This is a genomic window from Corallococcus sp. CA054B (assembly GCF_003611625.1).
Classification (GTDB): domain Bacteria; phylum Myxococcota; class Myxococcia; order Myxococcales; family Myxococcaceae; genus Corallococcus; species Corallococcus coralloides.
The window spans coordinates 1-23,936 of the sequence record NZ_RAVY01000035.1 but is presented as its reverse complement, the minus strand read 5'-3'; the positions used below and the strand labels follow the sequence as shown (position 1 = coordinate 23,936).

Here is a 23,936-nt window from a genome sequence, read left to right as displayed (position 1 = left end):
ACGAGCTGCGGGCCACCTCGTCGCGAGGGGCACGCCGTGCGTTTGCACGGAGCAGCACGAAAGGGCTCAACGCCATGAACATCAACCTCGCTGAACTCCTCCGTCGTCCGAGTGTCTCCATCTACCGGGACGGGACTCTGCACGACCGATTCAATCGGAATGGCTCGCCTGTCGTGGTGAAACGCGTCGTCGATCGGTCCATCAACCGCGTCTACCTCATCGACGAGGAGAACCAGCTCTACCGCGAGGGAGACCTCTCGCGCGCCCCCGGCGACATGGGGGATTGGAAGCCGCTGTAGCAGCAGGAGGTGGCTTCTTCGTCGCTGAGCGGAGCAGTGACAAGATGCCTAGCAGCACCTCGTAGTGTGAGCTTTCCGGGACGACGTACGTAAGCACGAATGCCCCCGTGCATCCCGGGAGGGTCATTGAAATCTGGCCGCAGCCGGTCGAGCGTTACGCTCCCGTCGCACGCGGCGCGCATGGCGAAGGATCCCCTGCTGCTACGCCACCGGCTGGTGGCGCTCTTCCGAGAGACGGGCCGCGCCGCAGATCTGCTGGCCGAGCTCCAGCCAGTGGCCGCGCTCAGCCTCCATGCTGGGGACGTGGAGGCCGAGCTGGCGGCCTGGGACGAGGAGACACGGCTGGCGGAGGCGCTGGGCCACGCGGACGCGGCACTGCCGACGCTCGCGAACGCGCCTTCGCCTTCGCGGCCGAATTGGACACGCCCCCCAGGGACGCAGCCCTGGCCGAGCGCCGTGACCGCCGACGCCCGATGCTGGGAGCGCGCGCTGCCCTGGAGGACGGGGACCGAAGGAGGGCGCGGCAGTGCTGCTGCGCTTGGCGCTGTTGCGCATAGGCAAACCGGTGGATCCGCCGAGGGTCGAGAGCTTGCTGCGCCTTGGCTCGGCCATGTCTCTCTAGCCGAGGGGTGGGCTTCAAAATCAGCAGGAGTTGGACTACTCCGGCACGGCGGAACCGCTATTGTAAGCGGGAATCCAGACACCAGAGGTCCACATGTTCGTCGACGCAAGTGGCATGCATACCGTTCCGACTCTCAAGTCCGCCAAATACACGGTCATCCACGACCGGAAGAACAACATGGCCCTCATGCGAATCAACGAGGTCGTTGTTCTTCCTGTAGGTACTGAAATCGAATTGATCGAGCCCAACGTCAATGCAGTAGTAACGGGAATTCGTCTCCTGGCAGGCAGGCCGGCAACAGCAACCAGCGCCGGTATTGACGTCGCAGTTTGCCTCGACGTCTCTGTTCCTGACGAGTGGTGGGAGTCAAAGACCAGGGCGTAGCTGCGCCGGCCTTCCTGCGACTGGCGAGCCGGGCTCCGGACATAGCAACGGAGGAGGTTCTGCTGTGTGCGCTGGACCTCTTCGAGGACCCGCGTGGCCATCGACGCGCTGGTGCCGCTGGCCCGCTGCGTCCGGCGGACGCGAGCGTCATCGACCGCGCGGTGGAGGGCCTGCGCGCCCGGGGCCGCCACGGCGACCTGCTGGACATCTACGAAGCGGGCGCCCAGGCGGCGGGAGGCTCGCGCGCCGCGGAGCTGCTGCTCGCCGCCGCGTCCGTGGCGAGCGGGGCGCTGTCGGACGCGGACACGGTGTGGGCCCTCACGCACTGCGCGGCGGAAGCGGCTCCGGAGAACCCGGCCGCGCTGCGCGCGCTGGTGGAGGGCCTGTGCGCGCGCAAGGAGTCTGCGGAGCTGCTCGCCGCGCTGGAGCGGCTGATTCCCCTCTCGGAGGACGCGCTCCAGGCACTGGAGGCACGCCGCCGCGCTGGACCGGCACCCCAAATTACGGAGTAGGTCCGTTGAGCACCTTAAGCAGGAGCTGGAGCAGTTCGGCGCTGTAGTAGGCGAGCGGGAGCAACATGGCGGCCCAGTCGAGGGGAGACTTCTTCGGGCACTTCGGGTTGTTGGTCGTCATGCCCAGGCTGTAACGAATTAGTCCGCCACCGACGCCCGCCAGGCCACGCGTTCAGAATTCTTCGATCAAGGACGGGAGTGCGTCACCGCGGCGGGCGTTCGCCGCAGGCCACGCTACCGCCCCTTCACGTAGGTGTAGACCATGCCTCCGGGCGCCATCTCCTCGCGCATCACCTTCCGGACGGCATCTGCGAGGCGCCTGCCAAGGCGCTCCGCCTCCGCACGTCCGCCCTCCCCTGACGCGCTCACCTGGGAGGAGCCGTCCGCGTTGACGGTGATGTAGAGGGTCTGGTTCACGTCCCCTCCCCCGAGCGCCTCGTTGGGGACGATGCGGCCGGAGCTGGAGGGGATGAAGAGTTCCGGCCCGAGCTCACCCACCAGGTGCGCCTGCTGTGCGCGAACAGAGCCGCCAGCCGCGTGCGCCCCGCCCAGCATGAAGCCGTAGGTGCTGCTCATGTCCGCGCCGCCGACCAGCGTGGAGCCGCTGCCGGACGACACCGAGCCGCTGAGGGCGTCCATGCCCAGGTTGACGAGGGCCATGAAGGCCTTCTGCGCCGCGAGCCGCGCCAGGTCCTTCAGGATGCCGTCCACCAGCGACGAGAACTCCAGTCGGCCCGTGGTGACGAAGTTCGCGAAAGCGTCCGCCATGTGCTGCGTGGCCGTGCCGACAATCTCCTTCGTGTAGGAGAAGCCGCCGTGGAGCTGGTCCTGGAGGCGCTCCACCTCCTGCCGGTACTGCTCTGCGGTGATGCGCCCGTCGGCGAAGAGCTGATTCACCATCTCCAAGCGCTTCTGCAGCTCCGCCGTGGGGTTGAGCTGCTTGGCGAGCTGGTCCATCTCCGTCTTCAGCGCAGCCTCGGCCTTGCCCTCCGGCGTCCACATCGCCCGGGCCTTCTTCATGGCCGCTTCGAACTCCGCGGCCTTGAGGCGCCCGGCCTCGAGTTCCTCGCGGAGGACCTTCTGGGCTTGGCTGTACTTCTCCGTGTCCTGGTTGCCCAGTTCGCGGTTGAGGCTCTGGAGCACCCGCGCCCGCTCCTCCTCTGCCTTCTTCACCCGCTCTGTTTCCTCCTTCTGCTTCCGGAGGGCTTCCAACTGCGCGATGGCCGCGTCCGCCCGCGCGATCATCTTCGGGTCCTTCAGCGAGCGGTACTCGTCGGAGAGCTGCTTCGCCTCGTCCTTCGTCTTGCCGAGGGTGCGCGCCTCCTCCTCCAGGTTCATCAGCCACTGCTCTTGGCGCTTCAGCAGCTTCTCGCGGGCCTTCTCCTCCTGCTCCGCCTCCTTGAGCGAGGCCTTCGTGTTGGAGGTGCTCTCCTTCGCAGCGGCCGCGCTCACTTTCGCGTCTTCCGCTCGTGCAGCCCGCACCCGCTGGAGGCTCTTCTCGATGTCGGCCGCGCGCTGCATTTGGATGCCGAGATCCTTCTCCAGGGGCGCTAGCTTCTTCTCAATGTCCTCTGCGTAGGCGGGGTCCGCACGAACCTTCGAGAACGGCACGTCACGACCAATGTTCTTCGACAGCCTTTCATCGTTGTAGTGATTCAGCACGATCCAACGCTTCACGCCGTTGTTGGGATCGTTGATTTCCTTTTCGAGCCGGTCAATCTCAGCCAAGGCCGCCACCAGATCTTCCTGGGAGAGGCTTTCGTAAACCCTGACGACATCCTCCGCTGAGTCGCCAACGTTTTTCAGGGCATCCTGGTATCTCCCCCCCAGCGACGCCATTTCCGTGCGCGCGATAGCGGCGGCCTTCTGCGCCTTCTCGTAGTCCTTGAGGGCCTTCGTTTCGCGGATGAGGTTCTCCGCGATTTGACTGCCACGGGTGGCGTTGGCGCCGCTCTCTTGAGCGAACTGCCGCGTCTTCTCCTTCGCGTCCTCTGCGGCTTTGCCGTACTCGTGCCAGAGGGCGACCGCCGTGGTGAGGGCGCCGGTGATGATGCCGATGGGCCCACCCATGAACTCCAGCGCCGTCTTCCCCGCACGCGCCGCCAAGGACGCGCCCTCGATGGCTGACGCCTCCCTCACCTTCGCCAGCGCCAGCTCCGTGGAAGCCAGCGTGGCACGCTTCGTCGCCGACATGAGGCTGCCCTCCACGGCCGCCGAGGCCTGGAGCGCCGCGAGCTTCTTCTCCAACATGGCCTGCGCCGAGCGGAGCGCGGCGATACGGCTCTCGTCGGCGGCCCGGGCGTACTTCGCCTCAGCGAGCGCGGCGCTGGCGGCCGACTCGCGCGCCTGGGTGAGTGCGGTGGACTTCGCGACCAGCCCCTTCACCCACTCCTGGGCCCATGCGGCCCCGCGCATGGCCGCCACCACCACCAGCGACTCGCCGAAGAGTTTCACGGCGTAGGTGGCCGTCTCGAAGTTCTCCGTCAGCGCACGGACGCCCGGCTCCGTCGCGGAGAGGATGTCGCCGCCCACCTCGCCTTGGAGGTCCGAGAAGCGCGCGCGGAGCTGGTCCAGGGCGAATTGGGGCGTGCTCGCCATCTTGTTGAAGGCGGCCTCCGTGCGCCCGGCGGAGTCCTGCATGTGCTTCAGGGAGGCCGCGAAGTCCGCGGAGGCGGTGCCGGTGAGCGTCATCACCGGCAGCAGCGCCTCCACGCCTCCGAAGAGCATGGCCATCTCCTCGGTGCTTCCCTTCGTCTTCTCGTTCACGTCCTGGAGGAAACCGGCGAGCCCCTTGGCCTTCAGCGCGGTGACGGAGAACTCCAGGCCGAGCGCGTCCGCGAGCTTCGCCGCCTCGTTGGACGGCTTAGCGGTGGCGGAGATGATGGCGCGCAGGCCCTCCATCGACGTGGACGTCTGGATGTTGTTCTTCGTGAGGGCGCCCGTGGCCGCGAGCAGCTCCGCGAGGCTGACGCCCGTCTGGGACGCGATGGGGGCCACCCGGCCGATGAAGCGCGAGAGGTCCTCGATGCTCGTCTTCCCATCCGCGGCGCTCACGAACATCATGTCCGCTGCCTGGGTGACGTTGCGCAGCTGGCTCCCGTAGCTGGCCATGACGCCTGTCAGGCCGTCCGCCGCCGTTCTCACATCCGTCACGCCGCCGATGGCCAGCTTGTTGGACACGGTGAGAAGCTCCGTGGCCTTCGCTGCGTCGCTCGCTCCCGCGCTGAGGATTTCGTAGAGGGCTCCGGCCTGGTCCGTGGGCGTCCGGCCGAACTGGTTCCCCAACTCCTTCACCTTCGCGGTGAGAGAGTCCATCATCCCGAGCTGATCCTCCTCCAGCACGGTGGACACCTGGGCCATGGCCGTCGAGAAGCGCAACGCCTCCTCGGTAGCCCCCTTGATGGCAGCCCCTGCCGCGGCGACGCCGACGAACTGGCCCGCCAGCCGCTTCATCCCGTCCGCGAACTTGCTCACCGGGGGCTCGGCCTTCGCGGCCTCCTCCTTCGCCTTGCGGAGGGCGTCCGCCACCCCCTCCTTCTGCTTCCCCATCTCGTCGAAGCGCTTGTTGAGGGACTCCACGTGCGTCAGGAAGCGCGACAGCGCGGAGGTGTCCGCGAGCGTCGCCTGGAGCTTCCCGGCCGCGCCCCCGAGGGACATGAACTGGGCCTCCAGCGCCCCTGTGGCCGTCGCAGTGGCGGCGAAGGCCGTCTGGATCTTCACGGCGGATTGCTCCAGCACCGAGAGGTGGGAGGTGGCAGCCCGGATGTCGGCCAGCGCCTTCGACGTGCCGTCCAGGCCCCGCGTCGCGCGGGCGAAGGCCTTGGTGAGGGCCTCCGTGGCGTTCTCCAGGCCCGTCGTCTTCCGCTCCGTCTTCTCGGCGGCCTCCTCCAGCCCGCCCAGCGACGTGACTGCCTCCTTCGCGTCGCTGGTGTTGATGCGGATGCTCAGCTCAGCCAAGTCGAACGACATGATGCCCCTCGAAAAATTCAAGATTCAGCGTGGCAGAACGGACCAATGCCCATCTGCACGGGCGCTCAGTGGACTGCTCGGCCGGCATATGGTGGCCTTGGAGCATGAAAGCTCTTGTGGCAACTCTCATTGGAATGCTTTCTGCGACCGCATTCGCAGGAAGCGCGTTCGGCCACCTTGCCGACGTTACAGCGTTTCGCGTCAGCGCTTCGGTTCCCGAACTAATTGCGCAGCAGGGACTCTCATCAGCGCGCCTGGAGGAAACAGCAGTCGGCGCGTTTAAAACAGCATCAATCCTCACCATCGAGCGAACGAACACAGACGCAGGCTCGGCGCTCTTCAGCATATCCATCGAAGAGGTCACCTGGGAAAACCACGAGGTGACAGCAATTCACATCAACGTCTCCGTCGCCCAACCAGCCACCATTACTGGAACTGAGCACCGACGTCTTGCAACGACATGGGAGAATTCACGACTAATCCAATCGCGCACCGACTTCGCCGCAAAGCGCACGCTCGAAACTGTCAACAGCCTAATCAAGGAGTTCATCAGCGAGTACCGAAATGCAGCTAGCGACAAGAAAAGCCTCGATCCGAGCAAGCCGACAGGCGCCTCTCTACCTGACGGCCAGCCGGCATCGGCTGTTCCTATGGCTTCGTCTCCAGGCAGCACCGGAGAAGCAAAACCAAAACAACCCACCAACAACAGCATCATTCCGCCGACCACTCACAACGGCAGACCCCGTGGCGGATGTTCTGGCGGATTTGAATACTCCTGCTGTTCATACTCTGGCGATGGCTGCGCATACATTCTTTGCCGCGAAGCAGGTGGCAAGTGGACCGAAGAGACGTCAGCCTGCATGTAGCTTCGGCCCCGTTCGTTCTCACTTCTTCGAGACTTCGACCAGGAACGCTTCATCCAGCCGGCGGAGTAGCTGCACCTCGGAGGACGTGGGCCGGTGGCCGGAGAGACGCACCCATGACTCCATGTCCGAGAAGGAGATGGGGTTGAGGGTGAAGGCGCCGGCGCCGCGGGCGTTGGACAGCTCCGCGAACCACCCCCACACGTGGGCGAGGGCCTCGGGCAGCGGGGGCGCCTCCAGCAGCTCCGGCGGAGGCTTCCCGGTGGCGCGCTCCACCTGCTCCAGGTGGGCGCGGACGGAGACGCCCTCCGCGTCGGTGCGACTCAGGCGGAATTCGTGGCGGGCGAAGTCGAGGAGTCGCTCGCCCTCTCCTCGAAAAAACTCGCGCGGTCCGAGACGGCCTCGTCCACCTGGCGGCGCAGCCACGGGTGGGCGGTGAAGAGGCGCCGGGCGTTGTCGGGCGTGAGGGGCACCTGCGCCACGCCCTCCAGGACGCCCGTCCAGGAGACGGTGCAGGCCACCAGCAGTTCCAGCGCGTCGGCCTCCATGTCCCGGGGCGTCTCCTGCCGGGCACGGCGGCCGGCGCGCGGCGCCGTGGCGGTGGCCTTGTCGATGAGGGCCCGCGTGGCGTCGCGGTAGCGCGGCGAGTCCGCACTGGCCACCTCCACCTGCATACCAGTGGGCTTGCCGGTGACGGGGTGGAGGATGTCCACGGTGAGGGTGTCGTGGCGGATGAGGCTGGAGAGGTCAAAGCCGGAGGGGGCGGAGGCAGTGCTCATGCGGGACTCCTGGTGGTGAGGGGTGGAAGGGGCGCGGACGCGGGCTGCTACGCGTTGCTGCGCTGGTAGAGAATGGAGGCGCCGGACACCGGGTCGAGCAGCGCGGTGAAGGGCATGGACACCTGGACGGGGCCCTCCTTTGGGTTGTCGAGCTCGCCGCCCGTGTACTTGAGGCGGGGAATCCGGAGGGTGTGGAAATCCGTCCCGTTCACGTCCTGCAGCACCACCTCCAGGGAGGACTCCGACTCGTCGAGGAACTTCGAGAGCAGGTCCTGCCCCATGAAGTAGGCGCTGAGGGTGCCGGACACGCCGAAGCCGCCCTCGTGAATCTCCGTAGCGGAGCGCTGGCCGATGACGCCCTTCGTGGAGCGCCCGTTGGTGATGTCCAGGTCCAGGGACGTGACGTTGGCCACCAGCTGCCCGCCCTCGCGCAGGCTGCCGGTGAAGGCGTCGAAAGGGCTGTTGGTGCCCGGGGGCGTGACGGTGGCCGCGTGCGACGCCGTGGCCATCTGCATGTCCTTGCCCAGCAGCGCGAAGGTGCCGGTGATGATTTCCTCCGGCTTGATGGAGAGCTTCAGGCTGTCCACCGCGCAGCCGCGGTAGAGGGCGTACTGGTTGATGTCCGTGAAGGCGCGCTCGAAGGAGAACGTCTTCAGGACGGTGCCGGACTTCAACCGGCGGCCCACCAGCGCCACGGTGCGGCCGGCGGCGGCCACGTCGTCCTCCAGCTCCCGGTCCAGGGTGAGGGCCTCGGCGGTGACGGCTTCGACGCGCGCCCGTCCGTTGTTGTCGGCTTCCGCGAAGCCGGACACCAGCACCTGGTCCCCGGGCAGGAAGCCGTCCGCGAGAAAGCTGCCGGCGGTGCGCACCACGGCGCCCGCGTCCGCGGCGAGGGAGACGCTGCCGGTGGTGGCCGTGGCCCAGGCGCCGCTGAGGGCGGCCTCCAGCAAGTCGTCGAAGGTGCCGAGGGAGAGCTCGACGCCGATGTCCCCGCCGACGCTCACCATGCCGTGGCGCAGGTCAGAGAGGTGCCTGTCGGCGCGAATCTCGTTGGACTGGTAGTTGGCCTTGCTGAGGTTGAGGCCCGTGCTGGTGAAGCGCAGGGCCTTGTAGGTGGTGCTGGCCGCGACGCCGAAGCTGGCCTCGGAGGTGAAGCGCAGCGCGGTGCGCTGGCCGGAAGCGGAAGGCATGGGTTTCTCCTGTCGCGCGAGGCGACGGTGCTACGCGTGGACGAGCCAGAAGACGGAAACGGGACGCATCCACCAGGGCTCCTCACGGAGGCCCGGCCCGGCGGAGGCGGACTGGATGCGGACGACGGTGGCGCCCGCCTGCAGCGAGGTGCCGCGCGCGAAGCCGTCGCACACGGCCTGGGCGGCGGTGTTGGCGGGCCCGGCGCCCTCGCCCAGGGGGAAGAAGAGGGACACCTGGAAGACGCCTGGGTGGCGCGTCTGCGCGTCCTGGCCCAGGCCGGCGGGGGCCGTGCGCGCGGGCAGGTGGTCCACCCGCGCCCAGGGCGTGCCCTCCTTCGGGGCGAAGAGGACGTTGGGGAAGGCGATGTTGTCCGCCCCCACCACAGGCGCCAACACCCCTGCGGCGTGCGCCTCCAGCGCCTGGGGGATGTCCAGGAGGACGGTGCTCACTTCGCCGCCTCCTCGAGGATTTCATCCACCTGCGCGAGGGTGGTGCGCACCATGCCCTTCGGGGCCTGCTGGCTCCAGCCGAACTCCAGCCGGCGGGCGTAGGGCAGGTTGTTGGTGATGAAGACGGTTTCACCCACCTGCACGCCCTCCAGCTTCGCGCCCTCGCGGGAGACAACGGCGCTGCCGTCCTTGTCCTCCGCGTCCACGGTGCCGGCGGGCTTGTCGCCAATGCCCACCTGCCAGTTGCCCCGGAAGCGCCCGGTGTCCACCGGGGACGCGGTGACGACGTTGGCCAGGACGCCCAGCGCCGTCTTGCGCACCATCTCGTTGGCACGTGCCTCGGTGGCCTTCACGAAGGCCTGCACCTGCTTGCTGAAGCGCGCCCCCTTGCGGATGCGCCTGTCCACCTTCGTCATGCGGACACCCGGAGGTTGAAGAGGATGGGGGTGCCGCCCAGCTGCGTCGGCGGGTCCGTCCGCAACACGCGCCAGGTGCGTCCCTCCAGGGGGCCCACGGTGTCGCCCGGCGCCGGCACCACCGGCAGGCCGCTGGCCGCGACGAGCACCTTCCGCCGGTCCGCGCGGGTGGTGCCGCCGTCGGCGAGGCTGTCGCCCTCCCTGTCCTGTCCGCTGTCGGCCTGTACCAGCGCATGGACGGGGTACGTCGCCGTGGAGGCCACCACCTTCGCGGTGGCCACGTCGTAGGCGCCCGGCCCGGCCCGCGTGAGGGTGGCCTCCTGGCCGTAGCGCTTCACCAGCGCCAGGGCCTTCTTCGCCAGCCTGTCCGCCTGGGCGCTCATCCGCGCACCGTGGTGTGGACGCGGATGCCGCCCGGGCTGCCCTGGACGAGGGGCCCCAGCAGCGCCAGCACCTGGGAGGGGATGGGCCGGTGCGTCTCCTTGGACGTCTTCAGGGGGCCCACCGTCACGCCCTCGTCCACCACGGGGCCGAGGCCGGCCGTCCAGTCCTCGCCCAGCAGCCTGAAGGCGAACTCCGCCACCGCGGACTTCACGCGCCGGGGGACGGCGCCCTCCGCCACCGGGCACCCGTCGAGCACCACGCCCCGGCGCGGCCAGGCCAGGGCCTGCTCCGCGTCAGCGCGCGCGCCCAGCCACTCGCAGCGGGAGTCCAGGACGGACGTCGCCCACTTCAGGTGCCGCTCCTTGGCCGCCTCGTCAGCGGCGGCCCAGGCGTCGTTGTGGCCGCGCGCCGCGTGGTAGGCATCCGCCTCCACGACGTCGCAGTAGGAGTCGGCGAGTGGGCCGCCGGGAGTGGTGTCGAGTGCCATGGGCAGCTCCTCGTGCGCGGACTACTTCGCCGCCTTGCCGGGTTTGGGCGGCTTCTCCTGAGACTCAGCGGCGGGCGCCTCGGTGGCCGGCGTGGTGCCGGCGGCCTTCATCGCCTCCGCGCGCGCCAGCCGGGCCTCCAGCTCCTCACGCAGGCGGCGCGACGCCTCCAGCTCGGCGCGGAGGTCCTCCATCGCGTCCTGGATCTGCGTCACGTCACGCGCGCTCACTGCAGGGGCCGCCTCACCGGCGGAGGACTTCTCCTCCTGGGACTTCTTCCAGGCCTGGTGCGCGGCCCGGCCCTCCACGCTGCCCTCGGGGTACGCGCTGTAGTAGCGCGAGAGGATGCGCTGCGCGTGCTCGCTGCCGCGCGAGGGGAGGATGCACTCCCCCTCCTCGAAGCGGAAGCCGCCCAGCTCGATGTCCTTGCCCGCGTGCGGGCCCACCAAAACCATACGAATGCCGTCCATGCGAAAGGCTCCTGTGCTGCGAAAGGTGTGAGAGGGAGACGGAGAGGCGGCCACGGGCGGCCGCCCTCTCCCGGCTGCATCAGTTGAGGCGCGCGGTGCGCACGCCCTTCACCACCGCCAGCGCGTAGTCGTTGTAGTTGGCCAGGCCGCAGTACCAGACGATACGGTCGATGCTCTCGTCCTTGTCCTGCGACTCGCCCACCGTCTTGATGTGGATGCCGGCGCTGGCGCCCGGGGCCGTCAGGCCGGCGATGCCCACCTTCCGGCTGCCGTCGTCGAAGCAGCCCGCGGCGATGGAGGTGCAGTCCGTCGCCGTGCCCTGCGTCTGGTTGGTGGGGATGGAGTCGTTCACGAAGATGGGGACGCCCCGGTACACCGGCACCGTCTTGCCGCTCGGCAGGGTGATGACGTCGTTGATGCTCGCCCCGCCCAGCTTCCGCAGGAAGGCGTAGTGCAGGTTGAGGAGCACCTCCGGCATGGTGATGAAGTCCACCTCGCCGTCCTTCGCCTTCACCTTGGAGATGAGGTCGTCCAGGATGCCCACGTCGTAGAGGGCGCCGTTGGTGCCCGCCACCAGCGTCTGGCCCGCGGCCACCTGGGCCAGCAGCCCGGGGAACTCATTGCCGAGGCCCGTGCCGTTCATCAGCATGTTGCGGTACTGGCGCCCCGCGGCCTTCGCCTTGCTCGCCAGCTGGTACGTGCGCTGGTCGTTGACGTTGGAGCGCGTCGCCTGGATGAGGCCGTCCACCTCTGCGTCGCCGATGATGCGCGTCAGCGTCGCGGTGGCCTGCTCCACGGTGGCAGGGTTCTTGGCGGTGATGGTGCCGCCCACGCCGAGCACCTGCACGTCGCCCAGCACGGACTCCTTGTTCCACGTGTGCGAGTTGCCCTCCAACTCGTCGAAGGGCAGCCGCTCGAAGAGACGGTCGGTGGTGACGATGGTTTCGACGACGCCGGCAATCAGCTCGTCCTGGCACAGCTTCGCGGACTCGGTGAGGGTGATGGAAGGCATACGGGTGAACTCCTCCTCGGGGCGAGGGAGGTGAAACAGGGGCGGGAGACGCGCCAAGGGCGAAGGGGTGTCAGGACCCCTGGGCGGATGAAAGGGATTGGACGAGAGGGGCACTGCCGGGCATCCCGCCCGGTTCGCCTCGGCTCCGCATCACGCGTTGCCAGGGGCCTCCTACTTGCTGCGACTGGCCAGGCCCGCCGCGATTCGCTGCGTCGGGCTCAGCTTGTCGCTACCGCTGGGCATCGCGCCCGTCTTCGGCTTCGGTTGCGTCCCGCTTCCGGAAGCACCCGTGCTGTCGAAGGCACGGGCGAAGTTGGTGTCCTTCTTGAGCTCCCCGACGAACTCTCGAATCGTCAGGAAGCCGCCCTTGCCGTTGCCGCGAGGATCGCCCTCCGCGTCAACAACCCGAGCCAAGAAGCCACCACCTTCCTCAATCACTTTCACATGCTTCTGCACGTGAGGCAAGAGCAACACAGCGCTGCCCTTCATCTCCGCGATGGCCGCCGTCGCCTCCGCCTCCACCAAGTGCTTGTGCAGCGAGCCGCGCATGCGCTCCACGACGGCGTCGCGCTCGCCGAGCGCCTTCGCGTGGCCGGACTCGAGGTCCGCCTTCAACTTCTCGAAGTTGGCGGCGCCCTCCTTCCCTTCCTGGGCCTTCGCCAGCGCCGCCTTCAGCTCGCCGACGGACTTCTCCACATCCTCGGGCGTCTTGCCGAGCTTCAGCCACGCCGCCTGGGCCGCCGTCAGCGCCTTGCTGCTTTTGCGCTCCTTGTCCAGGGCGGTGGTGAGCCCGCTGTGGTCCATGCGCTTGAAGACGTCCGCATCGAGGGTGAACTTCCCGCCCTCCCCCTTCGCGTACAGCCCGCGGAACTTCTCCGGGACGATGTCCAGCGCGTCCAACTCCTGCTGCCACTCGAATTCCACGTGTCTGCCTTTCTCGGCCCGGTGGGCCGGCTACAGCTGTGCCTTCTTGAAAGCGGCGGCCTCGGTGGCGCGCAGCGCGTCCAGGGTGAGCGTCTTGCCGCTGGCGTCGGTGAAGCTGCCGAGGCGAAGTCCCCCGTCGCGGAAGAGGCGGCCGCGCGCGGGGCCCAGCACCTCGTCCTGGAAGCTGGTGGGCTGACGGCGCAGCCAGTCCTCGTAGGACAAGCCCTTGGGCGCGGAGCCGATGTTCTCCTTGGCCCAGCGCTCGCGGATGCGCTTCACCGCCGCGCCGCGCTCCTTCTCCGTCATGTCCTTCCAGGCCTCGCCGGCCTTCGCCTTCGCCTCGGCCCGGAAGTCGATTTCCCGGTTCCGCCTGTCGCGGGTATCCCGGACGGTGGGCCTGTCACCCACGAGGCGCACGCCGTCGATGACGGGGACGGTGGTGCTGCGGCAGCGCCAGTGCGCGGGCGGGCGCGGGCCCCCGCGCACCGGGAAGGTGTGGCCGTCGCGGGAGGCGCACAGCAGCGTGGTGCGCCCATCCAGCGTGGACACCCACCGCACCTCGCGAACCAGGTCCTCGTTGGCCCGGTACACCTCTTCCCGGGCCTGGGTGGCCACGTGGTTGAGGGCAGTGCGCGCCACGGCCTCCGCTCCGCGGCGGCTACCTTCCAGCGCCCCGTCCCCGCTGACGAGGTCCCGGACAATCTGCTGCGTCGTCCGGCCCTCCACCACGCCCGCCTGGATGGTGCGCTCGATGCGCGCCAGGTCCGCCGGCTCCATGCCGGCCACCCACGTCTCGAAGACGGCGCCGTTGAAGGGCCTGGAGAAGACGGCCGCCTCCAGCACCTCTGCCGTGGGCGCGGCGATGGAGACGTCCACGATGAGCGTCTCCTCCAGCAGGGCCGCCTGCCACCGCGCCTCGTACGCCGCGAAGGAAGCGGCCTCCTCCTGCAGCGTGCTGGAGATGGCGGCGTAGGCACCGGCCCGGAGGGTGCGCACCTCGGACAGCAGGCCGGCGATGCGCTCCGTCGTCTCGCGGCCGGCGTCGTACCCGCCCGCGGCCTCGATGGCCTGGAGGCGCGCGGCGAGCTGCTCCGTGAGGCGCTCCTCCGTGTCGTTGAGGAGGGCCACCACGCGCCGGGCGACGCCGGCCTTGTAGCGCTCCAACTGCACGGCGTGCGCGACGGAGCGCTCCAGCAGTTCCTCGTTGGCCGTGGGGAGGGCAGTGCTCACAGCGTCCCCCGGATGGGTGTGTTGGAGCGCCGTTCGCGGAGAAGCTGCGCCTCACGCAGCTCACGCAAGCGGCGGCGCACCTTCCGCGCACCGCGGCGGTTGGGACGGAACCAGTGGGCGGCCCGCGCGAAGTCTTCTGTGAGGCACGACAGTTGCTCCCCAAGGAGTCCTGCGGCGCACAGCGTCTCGTCATGCAGCAGCTTCACTGGGCACCTCCGGCCGGCGTCGTGCGGAGGCTGCCCAACGCGGGCCCCTCGCTCGCCAAGCGCTCCCCGTCCACCGCCACGTCGAAGTCGGCCATGAGGACGCCGCGGCGCTTGAGCTCCGCGAGGAAGGCCTCGCGGGAAATCTCCCGGGCCGCGCGCGCCTTGAAGAGGACGTCCAGGCCCTGCGCGTCGGCCTCGGAGATGCCGAAGTCAGTGTGCACCTCCACCTTCAGCTTCGCGTCCTCCACCTCCAGGCCCAGCCACCGGGCCGCAAAGTAGAAGGCCAGCTCCAGCGCGTCGCTGAAGGACTCAGCCATGGCCTGCAGCTCGGAGTGAGCCTGAGCGGTGTTGATGGACTTCTCGGTGGCCGTGGTGGAGCCCGATTTCCGGACGAGGAGCTCCACGCCCAGCATGGCCATCTCTTCCTTCAGGTCCTCCAGGTCCTGCCGGCCGGCCGTGATGGCCGCGCCGGTGTGCTCCACGTAGTAGAACTTCCCCTGCGGGCTGCTGGTGGTGAGGAGCGCGTGGGGCCCCACCGTCACCTTCCCCGAGCCTCGCCCCTCCCCTTCCCCGCGGTCCTGCTCCAGCCCGGAGGCCGCCAGCATGGGGAAGCGCGCCACGGTGAGGACGTTCCGCTGGTCGCTGGCGGACTGCCAGTGCTCCACGTTCTTGTCCGCCAGGTCCATCAGCGGCGGCTTCGCGGCGCACAGGGCGGTGCGCTCCCCTGCGTACCAGGTGACGAGGGGGATGAAGCCCAGCGTGTTGCGGCCGCTCGCCACCTCCTTCCACTCGCTGGTGCCACTGCGCTCGTGGATGGCCCAGGAGTCGCGCTCGAGGACGCGCACCCGCTCCACCAACACCTCTTCGAAGCCATTCCGGCGCGTCTCGCTCTCGCGGATACGCACGTGGGTGAGCACCTCCACCCCGCCCACCGTCTCCGCGTACGCGGCGATGAGGGACTCGGCGGAGACGTGCGCAAAGTACGGGCGGAGGCCGGCGCGCTGCTCGTCCTCCAGCGTCTTCACCGTCTCCGGATCCACCACCGGGAAGTCCACGAGGATGTGGGCGAGGCCCTTGGCCAAGCCGTCCCGGAAGACGCCGCGGGCCCAGGCGGTGATGTCGCTGCCCTGCCTGTCCACGTCGTCCACCAGGACGCGCAGCGGCTCCGGTGCGGAGTCGCCCAGGCGCACGGGCTTGGCGAAGGGCTTCGCCGCAAGGTTGCGTGCCGTCTTGCCGAAGACGTTGAGGAGGACGGCGCGCTGGAGGCGCTCCCTGTACGCCGCCTCCTCCTCCGCGTGGTACTGCGGCAGGTAGGTGCGTCCGGCGGCGCGCATGGTGCCGGTGCCTCCAAGGAGGGCCAGCACGAGGGCCCAGGCTGGCTGCATGGCTCGGTAGGCGCTGCTGGGAGTGCTGACGTCGGCGGCACCGCTCATCCGGACACCACGAGGAAGGGGCCCCGCACGCCGTTGTTGAAGCGCTCCGCCGCGCGCAGGGCGGTGCGCACGCGCTCCACCGGCTTCACGCCCTTGGTGGCGAAGAGGGCCCCGCGAGCGACGTCCGCTCCGCAGCCGACGGCTGCGAAGGAGTCCCGCGACTCGCCCACCTGGTAGTCGTTCTCCACCGTGAAGAGGCGGCCGGCGACGCCTACCAGGAAGTGGCCACCGCGTTCCTGCCCGTTTTCCTGGTGCGCGAAGCCCGAGTCCTTCAACGCCGCGCGCAAAGCATCGACGAAGTCCACCACCATGAAGCGCTCCAGAGCGCTCCTCCGGCGAGGCGGGCCCGGCGGCCGGAAGGCGTGGCGCAGCACCTGTCCCATCCGGAAGGAGGTGGTGAAGCCGAGGACGTAGGGCCCGTTGCGGAAGACCTTCGGGTCCTTCCGCACCACCAACTGCCAGCTGTTGGAGCCAGCGCTGTCCCCGCCCACGTACACGCGCCCCTGGTGCACCACTCCGGCAATGCACGTCACGACACCACCTCCATGCGGCGGATGGCTGCCTCGCCGCGCACCGCGGTGAAGACGCTCGCCACCACGTGGCCCTGCATGGCGGACGGGCCGGACAGCAGCAGGTGCAGCACCTCCGGCCTGTTCGCGCGGAGGGACTCGCGGACCGAGGCCTCGTCGGTGCGCGACAGCCTGGCGGGCCCACCCGGGTGGGTGTGCCAGTCGCCGAGGTAGCGCAGGCGCGGGCGCACCCGGTCCAGGAGCCGGTGGTCGTGGGCGCGGTCCGCGTCGTAGCCCACGCGTCCGCGCACGGCACGCCTTCCGGGGCCGGTGACGGCGAGCACGTGGGCTTCACCGTCCACTATGGCGCCCAGCAGCAGGCCGTCCGTCTCCAGCGGGGCGCGCACCCGCGCCAGGCGCAGGGCCTTGGCCAGGACGCCAGGCGCCAGGCGCACGCGGTAGCCGTCGGAGACGTAGAGGGCCGGAGCGGACGCGGTCGGCAGCGGGCAGGCCATCACCGGTAGCTCCTCACCTGGAAGGTGGCGGTGCCCTCGCCGAGCATCAGCTCCGTGAGGGCCCACACCTCCGCGTCCATGCGGTTGGGGCTCCAGGTGGACTCCCCGGGCACCCACGTCGTCTGCTCGTCCTCCAGCGCGGGCAGGCGCCCCACGTGATGGGCCATGCCGCGCTCGAAGAGGGCCGCCACCGGCTCCGCGCGCTTCGCCTTGCCGCGCGAGGCCGTCACCACCTTCACCGTGACGTGCTTCTTCGTCTCGCGGGCCTTGGCGCGGAGGTTCGTCTCCACCATGTCGCCGCCGAAGTTCTTCTCGCCGACGATGGCGTCCGCGCTCTCCTTCTCGTAGACGGCCAGGGACTTCGCGGCCCAGGCCTCCGCGGAGTACTTCCCGGAGTCGTCGCGCCAGACGTAGGCGTGGCCGTTGCTGGCCTTGCCGGCGCAGACGATGCCCACCTCGTCGTTGGCGGGCCCGTCGCCGCCGGCCGGGTCCACCGCCACCACCACGCGCACCATGGGCAAGGGGTTGCCCTCGGCGTCCTTCGGCAGCGCGGAGACGCGGGTGTTGTCCAGCACCTCCTGCGTCCACAGCGCCCCCACCGCCGCGGCCTTGAAGGCCTCCTCCACCGTCGCCGGGTACTCACGGCGGAAGTCGTGGATGCCCTTCTCGTAGACGGAAATCTTCGCCCTGCGCCAGGCGAGCTGCGCGTCGTCCAGTTCGTAGCCGTGCGCCTCGCGGCAGAGGGCGGCATACCGCTCCTCCTCGCTGGTGCGCTCGAAGCCCGGCAGCACTTCACGCCGGTACTCCTCCTGCCAGAACCACGGCACGAAGATGAGCTCGAAGTCGTTCTCCCCCTTCTGCGCCGCCATGCACAGGTGGTGGAAGAGGCCCTGGGGCCCGTCGCTGGTGCTCTCCAGGATGACTTCGGTGCCCGGCGCCGTCGGCACGCCCTCCATGACGCCGCGCATGTGCGTCGCGGCGTTGGGCCAGAAGGCCACCTCGCTGCCGTGGAAGTACTGGATGGTGGAGGAGCGGCCCGTCCCCTTCGCGCCCGCGGTGCCCACCTTGTAGCCGGAGGAGAGCTTGTCGAAGAGGAGCTCCTTCGCGTTGGAGGCGCTCGTCGAAGGCTTCACCAGCACCGGGACGTGGTCGTGGTACCTCTTCGCCATGTCGAAGAGGTTCACCGTCGCCGCGTCCTCGTGCGTGAGGATATAGGCGCGCACGCCCTTCAGGTGGCTCACCTTCCAGTAGAAGCGGGCCTCCACGTACGTGCTGCAGCCCTGCTGGCGTCCCTTCAGGACGATGGCGCGCACGAAGCCCCGGCGCTTCAGCTGCGCCTCCAGCCGCTCGTGGATGTACAACTGCGCGCGGTTGAGCTTCAGCGCCGGCAACTCCCCGCCCGTCACCTCCTTCGGGCGGATGCGCAGGCACCGCGAGGCGTAGTGCGGGAAGTCGTCCTTCAGCCGCTGGCGGATGGCCTTCTCCCGCGGGGAGAGGGGCGCCGGGTCCGCGCCCTGGTGGGCCGTCCCGGCCACGCGGCGGCGGGCAGGGGCGCTCATTCCAGCTCCCCCAGCGCGTCCTCGTGGCTGAACTGGACGGTGGTCTCCACCTTGTCGACGAAGAGGCGCAGGTGCTTACCCAGTAGCTCCAGGGACTTCGGCTTGTCCCAGAGCTTCACCTTGGCCACGGTGCCGATGGCCTCGCCCTCCACGGTGAGCTGCTCCACCTCGATGGAGGAGATGGCCCGGCGCAGGTGGGCAGGCATCTCCTTCAGCGGCAGCAGGGCTCCGGTGGGACTGAAGGCATCGCCGATGTCCGTCCGGGCGATGAGGAGCAGCTCGCGCAGGACGTCGTCCGCCTTCACCTCGACGCGCTCAGCACGGGCCTTCTGGGCCGCCGCCACGGCCTCCAACACCTTGACATTCCTCAACATGCGGCTGCCCTGCGACTCGGCGGTGCGCTCCGAGTAGCCAGAGGCCCGGGCGGCCCGGGTGGCGTTCAGGTCGAGGAGGTACTCCTGGACGAAGCGCTCCTGCTTCGCCGTCAGCGCCTGGGCGCGCGACTCATCCGCCGGGGTCTTCCGGCCAGGGCGCGTGCTGGGCTTGCGAGGAGGCGTGCTTCCCACGCCGCCGAGTCTCCGGTGTCGCGTGGACAACGTCCGGCCCGGGCGCGGGAGGCCGACCCTTCTTCATGGGTACCGGCGACTTCTCGCCGGTCCTCCCCCTGGAGAAGCCGTGTCCGACGATCCGCGCTACTGCCCCGCATGCCGAACCCACAACCGCCCCTCCGCGCACCACGGGTGCCCCGGCCTGGAGGAACTCCGCCAGCGCGCCGAGCGGCTCAGTACCTGCCCGCACACCTACGCGTCCCGCGTCCCGGGGAAGAAGGACTGGTACTGCTCGGACTGCGACTACCTCGGACCGCGTCCCAAGGGGACCGGTCCGCTCGGCTGACGCGCTCAGTCCTGGCCGTCCACGTCGTCCTCCCACAGCGCGAGCTGTCCCTCCGGCTCCGTCCGCTTCCGCGGGGCTCGGGGGGCCGTCTCTACTTGGGCTGCCGGGGGCAGCTCCTTTTGCGCGTAGGCCTGGGCCGCCTTCCGGAGCCTGTCCTGGGCCCGAGAGAACTCCTCCTCGTCCCCGTCGTCCGCCTCGGCGTACGCCAGGGCCGCGGCCGTCAGGCGCTCCCAGGGCGTGGCGTAGGGCTCTCGCAGCGGATCCGACATGGACTGCCCGCGGCGCTGCCGCATGAGGTGTCCGTGGCAGCGCCGGTGCCTGGGCGCCCGGGGCCGGGTGCAGTCGCCTTCGGAGCACTGGTCTGGAGAGCGGCAGGAGGACATGGACGCCCCTACTGTGCCGCACGCCCGGACGGCGTGCACGTAACGCGGCGGTCCGCTACGACGTCATCTTCCCTTCCGCGGGCGCGTCCAGTTCCCGCAGGGCGTCCTCCAGCCACTTCACCTGCTCCTGCTGGAGCTCATCCGGTACCTCATCCGCCTTGAGCGCGGCCAGCGCGTCCTCCAGGCGGCGCTTCCTCCCGGCCTTCGTTCTCAACAGGCTGGCGCCTTCGATTGTGCGCTCCACTTCGATGCGCGAGGCCTCAGCGAGAAGAAGCTGCCGCGACTCGTCGGTCCACAACAGGCGCAGTGAATCTCGAAGTGCGGACCTTCGCCCCTCCGGACTCTTCCGGTCTTCAATCTCTCGCTTTGCCTTGGCAATTATCGCCGACTCCGTTGGGACTCTGTCCGGATGAACAAGGTCAAGCTGCACACCGAAGCTGGTCCGCCAACCAGACTCCATCAGCTTGCCACCGAGAATTGTTGCCTTACAGGTTGCCACTTCACCCTTCGCCTGCATTGCATTCAATAGTTCCCGAAACTCCCGCACGACTCCAAGAGGCAGATCTCCAACTCGGCGGCCTTCAACAAAAACTGCAACGCCACCACTCATCTTTCCGACCCTGGGGACGCAGACAAGAGTAGCCGTGGTTGAGTACCTGTGAGTCTCATCCGTCCGCCCCGAAGCAATCTCCTCCAACTCTTGTTGATAGCGCGACTCCCCATCGACATCCACACACGCGCCACCAGCCAGGAACTGGGGGGTCAGTCCTGCGATGGATTGAGGCAACAACGCTGGGCCCTCAAGACTGCGTTCGCCCTTCTTGCTTGCCTCAGACAGATTCGAACCGAACAGGTAGAAAGCCAGCAACACGACGCAGCAAATCACACAAAACCAGCCCATTTAGACAACACCTCCCCAGCCCTCGATCCAGCGTCTACGACTGCCGATCAATACCGCGACATTGGGCCGTTCCTGTTGTAGCCAGCCCCCTCTGTCGAGGATGGGCGCAATAGAATCCTTTAGCAGGCGCAGCCAGGTCCCTTGCGACACGTGTTCCCCGACGGGATGCACGAGTCCCCGCACGCCTTGCTCCCGGATCCGCAGCGCTTGCAGCAGGTTCCCCCACCCGACGGAACACCGCTCGTTGCAGCAATGCAGGTGGTGGTGTCGTGGTCGCAGTAGGAGCGCTCACCGCAGTCCTCCTGGAGCACCCAGGATTGGCTCTCCGCCGCGGCATCACAGCGAAGGACTTCCCCTCCTGAGTAGCTGCACGCCACGGCACCGAGGCGCTCCTCAGTACAGGAATCACCCGCTTCCGGCGTAAAACATCCCTGAAGCAGCACCGCGCACACCAGAACACCGCAAAGCCTAGACATCGTTCCCCCTACCGCATGCGCGAGGCGCACACCGAATAGTTGGGACTCCCTGTACTCGACGCCCGAGTGCCTCAGCCATCCCCCGAGAGAGGCATCTCACGACGTAGCATTCTGGGTCAGCTACTACTCCCTCTTCTGGCCTCCGGCACGGACGGGCTCCCACTGCGCCCAGCCCCACCGGGACATCTCGCCGGGCGGACCAGGGACGAGGACGCGGCTTCAGCGCCTGCCGTCTGAGACCCGGTGGTAACCGTGCGGGGGCGCCACGCCTGCGCCCCCCCCCTGCACCGGGCACGGCAGATCCTCGCGTTCTCGGTGGCAGGCGCAGGGCGTCATTGCCCACCACCCTTCGTCAGCTGCGAATCCGGCAGGCAGGAAACGGCTACACCGTCTCCTGCGTCTTGGGCTTCAGCGGCACCGGCTGCGCGCCTGCGGACGGCAGCGGGTCCAGGAACTCGATGCCGTTGCCGTGGAGGACGACGCGCCGTCCGCCCAGGCTCGCCACGTCGATCTCCTGCCCCGAGGGCTTCAGGATGATGGTGCTCCACTCACCGCCGCGGTGCCGCACGCCCACGAAGTGCGGGAAGTCCACGGTCTCCCAGGGCTTGAGCGTGGCCACGCCGTTGTTGGTCTCCATCCTCGCAGCATCACCTGCGGCGTAGACCGGGTCCGGCGGTGCGCTTCAAGAATTCGGTAGCCCTGCGCCGGTGCCGCAGCGTCGGGAGGGCGGATGCAGTCGCCCTCGGAGCAGCGGACTGGAGGGCGCCAGGAGGACTTGGACGCTCCTGCTGTGCCGCAGGGCCGGGAGAACAGCACCGGAAGCGGCGGGCATGTCAGCCCCGGCAGGTAGGCTTCTCTCGCATCATGGACGCCAAGTCATCACACAGGAGGAACCACCATGGCCGAATCGACCATCAAGCAAACCGCCACAACGGAATGCGAACACAAGAGCATCAGCCGTGAGCTCATCATGGGCTGTCACACTGGGGACTACGAGTGCAACGACTGCGAGGAGACCTTCTCCCTCGCCGAGAAGACGAGGATCGAGGAGGCCCATAAGCAGAACCAGAAGTAGACGTCGTCACAACGCAGGGACACTACGACCGCCAGCCTGCTTAGCGCTGGCGGCCCTCGCGACAAACACGAACCGGCACTGACAAACCGGTTGTGACGCAGCCAGGCTCGGCTACTTGTCCCAATGGATCTTAAGAAGCCCGTACACGAGCTGGAGCACCGCAGCGGTCGTACCGACCGCTTTGATGATCCACATCTTCATGATGGGGTCGCCCATGGACGCACCCCTCCCCTTTCTGCGGGGAGAGAGCTTCGACACGACGGATGCCAGTCGCGATGTGCCGAAGTTCCTCTCCGCGGATTGTGATGAACTTCCATGCTTCGCATGCCCTGCACGCTTTGATCGTCTTCCCACTCCTCTTCCTTCCCTGACTTCCTTCTGCATGAAGTGCTGCACCGTTGCGTTTGAACGCAACGGTGTGCATGCTGTCCGGGCCAGTCGCGGTGTGCCGAAGGGCCTCTGCGACGAAGGGCGTCCACCTTCGCGGGGTGGGCGCCCTTTGTTTTTGAGGCACATTCGAACGCACCGCTTGCGCTCGGACGAACCCAAGCTATGGGGGGTCCTTCGGTGTGTCAACGCAAGATCCCGTGTAAACCTGTAGCGGGAGCCGGCTCAATCTTTGCAATCTATATCACTTACGAACATCAATTCTGCGGTCGTCCAAGCGACATTTACACCGGCGCGAGCGTCTCCGTAGTGCCAGATTTCCATTAGCTGCCGCCGTCGCCCGTGTTGACGGTACGTCAGGGCTTCTTCCCACCTGGGGTAAAGGACGGCGTGGCTAGGGCCGCGAGCCCGCGCAGCGGCCGGGCCGTGGTCTTCTTCTCCGCCTTCGGCTTCCGCTCCCTGGGCGCGCGGGGAGCGGCGGACTCGGGCGGCACCGGGGGTGGAGGCGGGGCCAACGCATCCTGGGCGCGGACAGCCGCGGCGAGGGCGTCATCCCCCCAGGAGAGCTCCACCAGCACCGAGGACTCGCCCTGGGCCTGGGCGTACACCCAGCGCACCAGCGGCGAGGCATCGTCCAGACGCAGCTGCCGGGCCACCTCGTCGCGGATGCTCTTCATGGAGATGGGGAGGTTGTCCCCGCTGTCGAGCGTCCCCGGGGACACGCGCGTCAGGCGCACCACCAGGAGCGCGGGCCCGCTCCAGCCAGGCCACAGCAGATGGGTGGCGTCGCGCTGCCCCTTGGAGCGCTTGTGGCGCTGCATGTGGTGCTCACGCCGGTTGGAGGTGTTGACGGTCTCCACCGGCACCTCGAAACGGATGCAGCTCATGGACTTGTCTCCAAGGCGGTGGGGGATGCTCCGCGTGCACGAGGCTCCACCCAGCCGGAGACGCTGTCCGTCGTGAGGCGCGGCACGTCCGCCTCCAACCGCACCGCGCAGCCCCGGCACAGCGGATGCCCCCACACCACCAGGGAGGACGCCGTCCCGCATCCGGTGGCGCATGGTGCACTCGGCTCCTCACCACGGCCGACGCTCAGCTGCGCGCGGCGACGGGCCTCCGCGGGGGACAGCTGCGTAAGGCCCACGCTGCCCAGCTCGGCCCCGCCCTGCCCCGGGACGTGCCGCCGCCACACCTCGGCACCGATGAAGGCCCGGGAGGCGCACACCGGCTGGCGAGACTGCCCCCAGGTGTCCTCCAGCCACGCGAGCCAAGCCGCGCGCAGGCGCCCCTCGTCGCCTCCGACGGCAGCCAGCGCGTCCGCGTACCAGGTGCCCCAGCCCGGCGGGGGCGCTTCGGGGATGGCGCGGCCGAAGCGCCGGCAGCGCTCCTCCTGCGTCCACGAGAAGAACACCTTGTCCGGGCTCGGCGCGTCGTCCTCCATCCACTTCGGCCGGGCCTTGCGGACGACGGGTGCCCCCGGGACAGGGGCTGCCGGGGACGTGTCCCCTCCGGCGCGGGACAGGGGGACAGGGGACATGTCCCCGGGGACAGGGGGACAGGGGACAGGGGACACGTCGCGCGCGCTTTCAGCAGCAGCACGCTTCTTCTG

At 68.7% G+C, this 23,936-nt stretch carries 29 protein-coding genes and 1 pseudogene; 6 read left to right on the top strand and 24 right to left on the bottom strand.

Translation table 11 applies throughout. The features are described 5' to 3' along the window. Positions 1-176 precede the first annotated feature (176 nt). From D7V80_RS43470 to D7V80_RS11660, 3 genes are all read left to right on the top strand, one after another. Positions 177-299, top strand: a complete 123-nt coding sequence (locus D7V80_RS43470; RefSeq protein ID WP_255417635.1) for a hypothetical protein — start codon at positions 177-179, stop codon at positions 297-299. Between the two features lie 715 nt (positions 300-1,014). Continuing rightward, positions 1,015-1,305 carry a hypothetical protein gene (locus tag D7V80_RS41355; RefSeq protein ID WP_147447058.1) on the top strand — a complete coding sequence of 97 codons (291 nt, stop codon included), beginning with the start codon at positions 1,015-1,017 and terminating at the stop codon, positions 1,303-1,305. Beyond that, on the top strand, positions 1,281-1,817 hold the full coding sequence (locus D7V80_RS11660; protein ID WP_147447057.1) for a hypothetical protein: 537 nt from the start codon (positions 1,281-1,283) through the stop codon (positions 1,815-1,817). The genes D7V80_RS41355 and D7V80_RS11660 overlap by 25 nt, the downstream gene beginning before the upstream one ends. Here the strand turns inward: D7V80_RS11660 and D7V80_RS43465 are convergent. Both D7V80_RS43465 and D7V80_RS11655 read right to left on the bottom strand, forming a co-directional pair. Continuing rightward, positions 1,807-1,938 carry a hypothetical protein gene (locus tag D7V80_RS43465; RefSeq protein WP_255417634.1) on the bottom strand — a complete coding sequence of 44 codons (132 nt, stop codon included), beginning with the start codon at positions 1,936-1,938 and terminating at the stop codon, positions 1,807-1,809. The two genes, D7V80_RS11660 and D7V80_RS43465, sit on opposite strands and share 11 nt — an antisense overlap. Before the next feature lie 113 nt (positions 1,939-2,051). Next, positions 2,052-5,786 (bottom strand): phage tail tape measure protein, encoded by a 3,735-nt coding sequence (locus D7V80_RS11655; RefSeq protein WP_120588222.1) that lies wholly within the window; start codon positions 5,784-5,786, stop codon positions 2,052-2,054. Positions 5,787-5,890: 104 nt separating this feature from the next. On the opposite strand from D7V80_RS11655, the gene D7V80_RS41350 reads away from it, so the two are divergent. After that, complete coding sequence (locus tag D7V80_RS41350) at positions 5,891-6,652, top strand: hypothetical protein (RefSeq protein WP_147447056.1); 762 nt, start codon at positions 5,891-5,893, stop codon at positions 6,650-6,652. Between the two features lie 18 nt (positions 6,653-6,670). On the opposite strand, the gene D7V80_RS11650 is transcribed toward D7V80_RS41350, so the two are convergent. The 16 genes from D7V80_RS11650 to D7V80_RS11570 all read right to left on the bottom strand — a co-directional run bounded on the left by D7V80_RS11650 (position 6,671) and on the right by D7V80_RS11570 (position 18,777). Continuing rightward, on the bottom strand, positions 6,671-6,925 hold the full coding sequence (locus D7V80_RS11650) for a hypothetical protein (RefSeq protein WP_120588221.1): 255 nt from the start codon (positions 6,923-6,925) through the stop codon (positions 6,671-6,673). 47 nt (positions 6,926-6,972) lie between these two features. Next, positions 6,973-7,428 carry a hypothetical protein gene (locus D7V80_RS11645; RefSeq protein ID WP_120588220.1) on the bottom strand — a complete coding sequence of 152 codons (456 nt, stop codon included), beginning with the start codon at positions 7,426-7,428 and terminating at the stop codon, positions 6,973-6,975. A gap of 47 nt (positions 7,429-7,475) precedes the next feature. Then, entirely contained in the window at positions 7,476-8,618 is a 1,143-nt protein-coding gene (locus D7V80_RS11640) for a phage tail tube protein (protein ID WP_120588219.1), read from the bottom strand. A gap of 30 nt (positions 8,619-8,648) precedes the next feature. Then, complete coding sequence (locus D7V80_RS11635) at positions 8,649-9,068, bottom strand: phage tail terminator-like protein (protein ID WP_120588218.1); 420 nt, start codon at positions 9,066-9,068, stop codon at positions 8,649-8,651. Beyond that, the gene (locus D7V80_RS11630; RefSeq protein WP_120588217.1) at positions 9,065-9,484 is read right to left on the bottom strand and encodes an HK97 gp10 family phage protein; all 420 of its coding nucleotides are present in this window, start codon (positions 9,482-9,484) and stop codon (positions 9,065-9,067) included. The genes D7V80_RS11635 and D7V80_RS11630 overlap by 4 nt, the downstream gene beginning before the upstream one ends. Continuing rightward, entirely contained in the window at positions 9,481-9,867 is a 387-nt protein-coding gene (locus D7V80_RS11625; protein ID WP_120588216.1) for a hypothetical protein, read from the bottom strand. The genes D7V80_RS11630 and D7V80_RS11625 overlap by 4 nt, the downstream gene beginning before the upstream one ends. Beyond that, on the bottom strand, positions 9,864-10,355 hold the full coding sequence (locus tag D7V80_RS11620) for a DnaT-like ssDNA-binding protein (protein WP_120588215.1): 492 nt from the start codon (positions 10,353-10,355) through the stop codon (positions 9,864-9,866). Before D7V80_RS11620 ends, D7V80_RS11625 begins: the two co-directional genes overlap by 4 nt. A gap of 21 nt (positions 10,356-10,376) precedes the next feature. Further along, positions 10,377-10,823: a hypothetical protein gene (locus D7V80_RS11615; RefSeq protein ID WP_147447055.1), complete on the bottom strand. Its 447-nt coding sequence runs from the start codon at positions 10,821-10,823 to the stop codon at positions 10,377-10,379. 79 nt (positions 10,824-10,902) lie between these two features. Beyond that, positions 10,903-11,835 carry a major capsid protein gene (locus tag D7V80_RS11610; RefSeq protein WP_120588213.1) on the bottom strand — a complete coding sequence of 311 codons (933 nt, stop codon included), beginning with the start codon at positions 11,833-11,835 and terminating at the stop codon, positions 10,903-10,905. Between the two features lie 171 nt (positions 11,836-12,006). Next, positions 12,007-12,759: a hypothetical protein gene (locus tag D7V80_RS11605; protein WP_120588212.1), complete on the bottom strand. Its 753-nt coding sequence runs from the start codon at positions 12,757-12,759 to the stop codon at positions 12,007-12,009. Between the two features lie 30 nt (positions 12,760-12,789). After that, positions 12,790-13,989, bottom strand: a complete 1,200-nt coding sequence (locus D7V80_RS11600; RefSeq protein WP_120588211.1) for a minor capsid protein — start codon at positions 13,987-13,989, stop codon at positions 12,790-12,792. 202 nt (positions 13,990-14,191) lie between these two features. After that, positions 14,192-15,529 (bottom strand): DUF4055 domain-containing protein, encoded by a 1,338-nt coding sequence (locus D7V80_RS11590; protein ID WP_120588209.1) that lies wholly within the window; start codon positions 15,527-15,529, stop codon positions 14,192-14,194. Positions 15,530-15,624: 95 nt separating this feature from the next. Beyond that, positions 15,625-16,161 (bottom strand): hypothetical protein, encoded by a 537-nt coding sequence (locus tag D7V80_RS11585; RefSeq protein WP_120588208.1) that lies wholly within the window; start codon positions 16,159-16,161, stop codon positions 15,625-15,627. After that, the gene (locus tag D7V80_RS11580; protein WP_120588207.1) at positions 16,158-16,652 is read right to left on the bottom strand and encodes a Mov34/MPN/PAD-1 family protein; all 495 of its coding nucleotides are present in this window, start codon (positions 16,650-16,652) and stop codon (positions 16,158-16,160) included. The genes D7V80_RS11585 and D7V80_RS11580 overlap by 4 nt, the downstream gene beginning before the upstream one ends. Then, positions 16,652-18,211, bottom strand: coding sequence for a hypothetical protein (locus tag D7V80_RS11575; protein ID WP_147447054.1), 1,560 nt, complete (start codon positions 18,209-18,211; stop codon positions 16,652-16,654). The genes D7V80_RS11580 and D7V80_RS11575 overlap by 1 nt, the downstream gene beginning before the upstream one ends. Then, on the bottom strand, positions 18,208-18,777 hold the full coding sequence (locus D7V80_RS11570; RefSeq protein WP_199738509.1) for a terminase small subunit: 570 nt from the start codon (positions 18,775-18,777) through the stop codon (positions 18,208-18,210). The genes D7V80_RS11575 and D7V80_RS11570 overlap by 4 nt, the downstream gene beginning before the upstream one ends. A 109-nt stretch (positions 18,778-18,886) precedes the next feature. Here D7V80_RS11570 and D7V80_RS41345 point away from each other — a divergent pair, with 109 nt between their 5' ends. After that, complete coding sequence (locus tag D7V80_RS41345) at positions 18,887-19,105, top strand: hypothetical protein (protein WP_147447053.1); 219 nt, start codon at positions 18,887-18,889, stop codon at positions 19,103-19,105. A 5-nt stretch (positions 19,106-19,110) separates the two neighbouring features. Here the strand turns inward: D7V80_RS41345 and D7V80_RS11565 are convergent, their stop codons facing one another. From D7V80_RS11565 to D7V80_RS11555, 3 genes are all read right to left on the bottom strand, one after another. Then, positions 19,111-19,398 (bottom strand): hypothetical protein, encoded by a 288-nt coding sequence (locus D7V80_RS11565; RefSeq protein WP_120588205.1) that lies wholly within the window; start codon positions 19,396-19,398, stop codon positions 19,111-19,113. A gap of 145 nt (positions 19,399-19,543) precedes the next feature. Continuing rightward, a complete protein-coding gene (locus tag D7V80_RS41340; protein ID WP_147447052.1) occupies positions 19,544-20,389 on the bottom strand; it encodes a hypothetical protein in 846 nt (281 codons plus the stop codon). A gap of 858 nt (positions 20,390-21,247) precedes the next feature. Then, on the bottom strand, positions 21,248-21,502 hold the full coding sequence (locus D7V80_RS11555; RefSeq protein WP_120588203.1) for a hypothetical protein: 255 nt from the start codon (positions 21,500-21,502) through the stop codon (positions 21,248-21,250). Between the two features lie 261 nt (positions 21,503-21,763). Here D7V80_RS11555 and D7V80_RS41735 point away from each other — a divergent pair, with 261 nt between their 5' ends. Further along, complete coding sequence (locus D7V80_RS41735; RefSeq protein WP_158616600.1) at positions 21,764-21,940, top strand: hypothetical protein; 177 nt, start codon at positions 21,764-21,766, stop codon at positions 21,938-21,940. Positions 21,941-22,051: 111 nt separating this feature from the next. Here D7V80_RS41735 and D7V80_RS41335 read toward each other — a convergent pair whose 3' ends face one another. The 3 genes and pseudogenes from D7V80_RS41335 to D7V80_RS11545 all read right to left on the bottom strand — a co-directional run. Next, a complete protein-coding gene (locus D7V80_RS41335) occupies positions 22,052-22,324 on the bottom strand; it encodes a hypothetical protein (RefSeq protein WP_147447051.1) in 273 nt (90 codons plus the stop codon). A 359-nt stretch (positions 22,325-22,683) separates the two neighbouring features. Further along, the gene (locus D7V80_RS11550; RefSeq protein WP_120588202.1) at positions 22,684-23,214 is read right to left on the bottom strand and encodes a hypothetical protein; all 531 of its coding nucleotides are present in this window, start codon (positions 23,212-23,214) and stop codon (positions 22,684-22,686) included. Beyond that, positions 23,211-23,936 (bottom strand): annotated as a pseudogene (locus D7V80_RS11545) (hypothetical protein); the annotation flags it as partial. The gene D7V80_RS11550 and the pseudogene D7V80_RS11545, both read right to left, overlap by 4 nt.

Excerpts from the sequence above, each read along its gene's own strand:
- D7V80_RS41355 (WP_147447058.1), top strand. The coding sequence starts at position 1,015 with ATGTTCGTCGACGCAAGTGGCATGCATACCGTTCCGACTCTCAAGTCC.
- D7V80_RS43465 (WP_255417634.1), bottom strand. The coding sequence starts at position 1,938 with ATGACGACCAACAACCCGAAGTGCCCGAAGAAGTCTCCCCTCGACTGG.
- D7V80_RS11655 (WP_120588222.1), bottom strand. The coding sequence starts at position 5,786 with ATGTCGTTCGACTTGGCTGAGCTGAGCATCCGCATCAACACCAGCGAC.
- D7V80_RS41350 (WP_147447056.1), top strand. The coding sequence starts at position 5,891 with ATGAAAGCTCTTGTGGCAACTCTCATTGGAATGCTTTCTGCGACCGCA.
- D7V80_RS11645 (WP_120588220.1), bottom strand. The coding sequence starts at position 7,428 with ATGAGCACTGCCTCCGCCCCCTCCGGCTTTGACCTCTCCAGCCTCATC.
- D7V80_RS11640 (WP_120588219.1), bottom strand. The coding sequence starts at position 8,618 with ATGCCTTCCGCTTCCGGCCAGCGCACCGCGCTGCGCTTCACCTCCGAG.
- D7V80_RS11630 (WP_120588217.1), bottom strand. The coding sequence starts at position 9,484 with ATGACGAAGGTGGACAGGCGCATCCGCAAGGGGGCGCGCTTCAGCAAG.
- D7V80_RS11625 (WP_120588216.1), bottom strand. The coding sequence starts at position 9,867 with ATGAGCGCCCAGGCGGACAGGCTGGCGAAGAAGGCCCTGGCGCTGGTG.
- D7V80_RS11620 (WP_120588215.1), bottom strand. The coding sequence starts at position 10,355 with ATGGCACTCGACACCACTCCCGGCGGCCCACTCGCCGACTCCTACTGC.
- D7V80_RS11615 (WP_147447055.1), bottom strand. The coding sequence starts at position 10,823 with ATGGACGGCATTCGTATGGTTTTGGTGGGCCCGCACGCGGGCAAGGAC.
- D7V80_RS11610 (WP_120588213.1), bottom strand. The coding sequence starts at position 11,835 with ATGCCTTCCATCACCCTCACCGAGTCCGCGAAGCTGTGCCAGGACGAG.
- D7V80_RS11590 (WP_120588209.1), bottom strand. The coding sequence starts at position 15,529 with ATGCGCGCCGCCGGACGCACCTACCTGCCGCAGTACCACGCGGAGGAG.
- D7V80_RS11580 (WP_120588207.1), bottom strand. The coding sequence starts at position 16,652 with ATGGCCTGCCCGCTGCCGACCGCGTCCGCTCCGGCCCTCTACGTCTCC.
- D7V80_RS11575 (WP_147447054.1), bottom strand. The coding sequence starts at position 18,211 with ATGAGCGCCCCTGCCCGCCGCCGCGTGGCCGGGACGGCCCACCAGGGC.
- D7V80_RS11565 (WP_120588205.1), bottom strand. The coding sequence starts at position 19,398 with ATGCGGCAGCGCCGCGGGCAGTCCATGTCGGATCCGCTGCGAGAGCCC.
- D7V80_RS41340 (WP_147447052.1), bottom strand. The coding sequence starts at position 20,389 with ATGGGCTGGTTTTGTGTGATTTGCTGCGTCGTGTTGCTGGCTTTCTAC.
- D7V80_RS11555 (WP_120588203.1), bottom strand. The coding sequence starts at position 21,502 with ATGGAGACCAACAACGGCGTGGCCACGCTCAAGCCCTGGGAGACCGTG.
- D7V80_RS41735 (WP_158616600.1), top strand. The coding sequence starts at position 21,764 with ATGGCCGAATCGACCATCAAGCAAACCGCCACAACGGAATGCGAACAC.
- D7V80_RS41335 (WP_147447051.1), bottom strand. The coding sequence starts at position 22,324 with ATGCAGAAGGAAGTCAGGGAAGGAAGAGGAGTGGGAAGACGATCAAAG.
- D7V80_RS11550 (WP_120588202.1), bottom strand. The coding sequence starts at position 23,214 with ATGAGCTGCATCCGTTTCGAGGTGCCGGTGGAGACCGTCAACACCTCC.